This window comes from Deltaproteobacteria bacterium (assembly GCA_016874775.1).
In the GTDB taxonomy this organism is placed as follows: domain Bacteria; phylum Desulfobacterota; class Binatia; order Bin18; family Bin18; genus VGTJ01.
Window position 1 is genome coordinate 1 of the sequence record VGTJ01000279.1, and the last position, 4,873, is coordinate 4,873.

The window sequence follows — 4,873 nt, forward strand, 5'->3', positions numbered from 1 at the left end:
TTGTCATTCAGTGGGTCGGCAACGGTACGACCAAAACCGGCCAGCCGTACAACAACAGCTACTGTTATGTCGTGCAGATCAAGAATGGGAGAATCGTGCGGGGCACGGCCTACCTCGATACCGAATTAGTCCGTTCGATCTGGTAATCTGCACTTCAGTATGACATCAGTAGTGAAAGAGGAAAGGGCGACGTATGAACAAGGAATCATTTGTGATCTCTGTCCCCGACACGACCCTCACGGATCTGCGAGAGCGGTTGGCGCGGACCCGCTGGCCTGAGGAATTAGACAACGAGAGCTGGCAATACGGCACCAACCTCACCTCTCTCAAGGAGCTGGTCGCCTACTGGCACACGCAGTATGATTGGCGTCACCATGAACGTGAGATGAACGCCTTTCAGCAGTATCGGGTCACCATCGACGGCCAACCCATTCACTTCATTCACGAACCCGGCCGCGGTCCCAAGCCCATGCCGTTGATCCTCACACACGGCTGGCCATGGACGTTTTGGGATTTCCACAAAGTGATTCGGCCACTGACCGATCCCGCCACCTTCGGTGGTGATCCTGCGGATGCTTTTGATGTCGTGGTGCCCTCACTGCCCGGCTTTGGCTTTTCGATCCCGTTAACCAAGACCGGGATCGCGATCCGCGAAGTGTCGGATCGCTGGGTGACCCTCATGCGTGAGGTGCTTGGGTATCAGCGCTTTGCTGCACAAGGGGGTGACATTGGGGCGTTGGTCAGCACGGATCTTGGCCATGCCTATGCGCAGTATCTCATAGGAGTTCATCTGAACCTTGCGATCCCGCTGACCATGGAACTGCCACCAGAGTCAGAGTATGCCGAGGATGAGAAGCACAAATTTATCAGCACCCAGAAGTTTTTCGCTGAAGGCCGAGGCTATGCCGCTATTCAGGGAACACGACCGCAAACAGCCGCGTATGGGCTGACCGACTCCCCCGCAGGCTTGTGCGCCTGGATTCTGGACAAACGCCGCGCGTGGAGTGACTGCGGTGGAAATGTCGAACTCCGCTTTAGCAAAGACGACTTACTCACCACCATGACACTCTATTGGGTCACGGGAACGATCGGCACCTCGTTTCGCTCCTACTATGAACGGCGCGTGCATCCGTGGCAGCCGGTGCACCAAAGACAACCGGTAGTCGAAGCACCCACGGCGGTTGCCGTATTTCCCAGAGATGTGGTCTTGCTGCCGCGCCGCTGGGCTGAGCGCTACTACAACCTGCAGCGCTGGACGGTGATGCCACAAGGTGGTCATTTCGCCCCGATGGAAGAGCCTGAGCGCTTGGTAGAGGACGTCCGGACCTTCTTTCGTGCGTTCCGCTAAGGGAACGGCTCTGGACTCAGTTGAGGGAATTTTTCGCTGCTATGTGTGCTTAAGCTGTGACCAGTGATTGCGTGTCTGCGGAGCGCCGAACTGCGTGGTGTTGATTCATGTGTCGTCCAATATTGACAGCCAGTGAGAATCTTGCAACATCCTCTACATCTGCAGTGGAGGAGAGGTATGGATTTTCATTTTTCTGCGCAAGAAGAAGCATTTCGCCAGGAAGTACGCACGTGGCTCTCTGCTAATATGCCCCCCGCGCATACCAGCGACGCCTTTGAGGAGCGGAGCGCGGACGAGCGGTTTGACCTGCATCTCGCCTGGCAAAAACAGTTGCACACCGGCAACTGGGTCGGCATCCACTGGCCCAAGGCCTACGGTGGCCGCGGGGCCACGATTTTGGAACAGGTCATCTATGCCGAGGAAATGGGGCGCGTGCATGCCCCAGGCATTGCCAATGCCCTCGGCGTGATGTTGGTCAGCCCCACGTTGATTCACTGGGGGACGGAAGAACAGAAACAACGCTTCATTCCGAAAATTCTCTCGGCCGACGAAATTTGGTGTCAAGGCTATTCCGAACCCGGCTCGGGATCCGATCTCGCGTCCCTGCAAACCCGGGCGGTGGACGACGGAGATTTTTTTGTCATCAATGGCCAGAAGGTGTGGACCAGCTATGCCCATCGGGCGGATTGGTGCATCTTGCTGGTGCGCACGGACCCACATGCGCCCAAGCATCAGGGCATTACCTATCTCTTGGTGGATATGAAAACGCCGGGCATCACCGTACGCCCGCTCGTCCAAATTACCGGAGACGCAGAATTCAACGAAGTGTTCTTTGAAGATGTGCGTGTGCCCAAAACCAACATCGTCGGCGACCTCAACCGCGGTTGGCAGGTGGCCGTGACCACGTTGATGTTTGAGCGCGCCAATATCGGCATGGGCTTTCAACTCGAACCCGTCATGCGGCAACTCATCGATTTGAGCAAACGACTGTCCTATAACGACCGCCCCGCCTGGGACGACGGCGGTGTACGCCAGCGACTGATGCAATTAGTGATTGAGGTGCAGGCCCTCAAATACAGAGGCTACCGCCAATTGACGCGGCAACTCCGCGGCGCACCGCCGGGTCCGGAAGGCTCCATCGCCAAACTCGCCGGCAGTGACTTGAGTCTCCGCATTGCGCAGTTTGCTATGGAGCTGCTGGGCCCCTATGGTCAGTTAGCGTTAGGCGCGTCGCACTCGCTGGATAACGGCAAGTGGAGTCGCCGGGCCCTCTCCTCGCGACTCATGACCATCGCGGGCGGCACCTCCGAAATCCAACGTGGCATTATCGGTGACCGGGTCTTAGGTCTCCCCAAGGGTTAGCGCAAGACTAGTAGATAAACTAACACACAGAGAGGATGCTGTACGCAGCAATCTCTCTCAATCCAGTGCCAAGAACCTCGCCATCCGTTCCACTTCGCCGTCCAACGCGTGTGTAAAGGCGGACTCCTGGGGTGGCCTGCCGCTCACGTACCCGAGCTGCACATCCAACTGACCTGCACGCACGGCGACGGTGGCCCAGCCGATCACGTGCCCCCGCCACAACAGCGGGAGCGCGTAGTAGCCTCGCACGCGTTTGTGGACGGGGGTGTAAGCCTCAAAGCGGTAGGCCCACCCCCAGAACAGCTCGAAGCGGCGCCGGTCCCAGACGATGGGGTCGAAGGGTGCGAGGAGACGTACCTCTTCGTCCAGCGCATGCTGGCGACTCCCTGGGTTCTCGCCTGCGGGCCAGAACCAGCGGTGCCCGGCGAGCTCCACCGACGGCAGTCGCAGCAGCGCACGTGCGAACGCCGCACGACAGTCGGTGGTCCATTGCGGGACTGCGGTCCGCAGCCGCATCACCAGCTGCGACAGCGACCCCTGCGGCAGGGGCGCGTACGTCGCCACGATCAGATCGACCAACCGGTCCATCGCTGCCGCCACGTCAGTCACAGGTACAGGGAGTTCACAGGCGGCGTAGGTGCGCACGCCACTTTTACAGCCAGCCACCCGCAACAGACCGCGGTAATGCATACCGTCGAGCAGCTGTGTGCTGGCGTTGCTGCTGCCACCGAACCAATTTTTGCTCTTCCCGTAGCGAAACTCAGCGTCGACTTCGCTCGGATGTACGACCCCGCGGCTTCGCACGAACTCCAGCACCGTCTGCGCCTGCTGCCAGCGTGCGGTTGACCAATCCGAGCGCGCGGTGCGTGGGTGCATCAACTGCTGCATGGTGCGCGGCAGAAAACCGTAGTTGACGAAGAAGTCCTCTTCAATCGGCAGCTGGGCATAGCGCGCTTCCAGGTCACCCGCGCGGTAGCCTCGCACGCGGTGGCTGAGCGTCAAGCCCTGCGCACGGGCTGGCGCGCGAATCGGGTCGGCCTGCACGAAACCAAGCTTGGTAATGGCCTTCAGCAGCGTCGTGGGTGTGAACAGGCTGCGCGCCACCGCGTACGTGCGCAGTTGTTCGAGTGTGAGTGTTTGCATTAGGGTATCAGATACAGTAGTCACACTACGTTATTGAACTTCGTTCTCTTTTTCTACTACCTTTCGTCACTCTGCAGGAACTCCCGGAGTCTCTCTACCTCAAGTCCGCCCATGCGGCCCCGCTCGTCCGTGTAGTTCGGATACTCGTGTATATGTAAAGTTTGGGGATGCTTCCGAGAATGTCCCCGTAGCTGCGGCTTCGAGTTGTCGCAGGACTACTGCTGCCCCTTCTTCCCTATCGAGGAGATCTATCGGGTGGAGCTGCCTTAGTAAGGGGTGCGCTTGTTCAAAGCACGCTAGCCGATACTCACGAGTCAGCATATCGTCGAGAACGATCAGTGCCCGCTGCAACCGTGCAAATTTCTGGGCATGGCGCGTATCAATCGCTCCCCCCGCTTCCCATCGAGCGATGGTGCTCCGCGAAACACCCAGTAATTGACTAAAGCGCTGTTGTGAGAGTGTCTTAAGGGGATCGGGAGAGAGTTGGACCTGGAGACTGCGAATCTCGTCTGGCGTCATACCAGTTGCGGTTGTCCGCAGCACTGCTGACCGAACGGCTGTGATTGGTCGCGCCGATTTCTTCCGTCCTGCAGCAGGGACTCTTTGCTTTGCCAAGGACCGAACGGTCATCGCTCGTGCCATCGTTATCGTCTCCCTTGCTCAGTGAAGTGGTCCCATGCCATTCGGCGCGTCTCCTGATTTTCATCGACCCCCAGCGCTTGTTCCATCTTGGTAGCGGTAGCATGGACATGTTGGCGCACCGTTTCCGGATTAAGTGTATCTGTCACGGGGAGCGCATCCTGTAATAGATCGACGACCCTGGCGTGGGGAATCAGCGACGCCCATAGCAAACACTTTGTGAAATCATCCCTTCGATCCCTTCTCGATGCATGGTACCCTTCCGGCAAAGCTGGTTGACTTTCGTATGTCTCGTTTATTTGGATGCTCGGTGACGAGTACGGGTGCAAGTGTCCCGGAGTAGGTGTGGACTTCACGGACGGCGGTGGGATCTGCTATAAG

4 protein-coding genes are annotated in these 4,873 nt (G+C 58.4%); 2 read left to right on the forward strand and 2 right to left on the reverse strand.

What is annotated here, in order from left to right; genetic code table 11:
• Positions 1–193 precede the first annotated feature (193 nt).
• On the forward strand, positions 194–1,348 hold the full coding sequence (locus FJ147_27145) for an epoxide hydrolase (GenBank protein MBM4259563.1): 1,155 nt from the start codon (positions 194–196) through the stop codon (positions 1,346–1,348).
• 177 nt (positions 1,349–1,525) lie between these two features.
• The gene (locus FJ147_27150; protein MBM4259564.1) at positions 1,526–2,710 is read left to right on the forward strand and encodes an acyl-CoA dehydrogenase; all 1,185 of its coding nucleotides are present in this window, start codon (positions 1,526–1,528) and stop codon (positions 2,708–2,710) included.
• Between the two features lie 57 nt (positions 2,711–2,767).
• On the opposite strand, the gene FJ147_27155 is transcribed toward FJ147_27150, so the two are convergent.
• The gene (locus FJ147_27155) at positions 2,768–3,853 is read right to left on the reverse strand and encodes a winged helix-turn-helix domain-containing protein (GenBank protein MBM4259565.1); all 1,086 of its coding nucleotides are present in this window, start codon (positions 3,851–3,853) and stop codon (positions 2,768–2,770) included.
• Positions 3,854–3,952: 99 nt separating this feature from the next.
• On the reverse strand, positions 3,953–4,495 hold the full coding sequence (locus FJ147_27160; GenBank protein ID MBM4259566.1) for a helix-turn-helix domain-containing protein: 543 nt from the start codon (positions 4,493–4,495) through the stop codon (positions 3,953–3,955).
• Positions 4,496–4,873 lie beyond the last annotated feature (378 nt).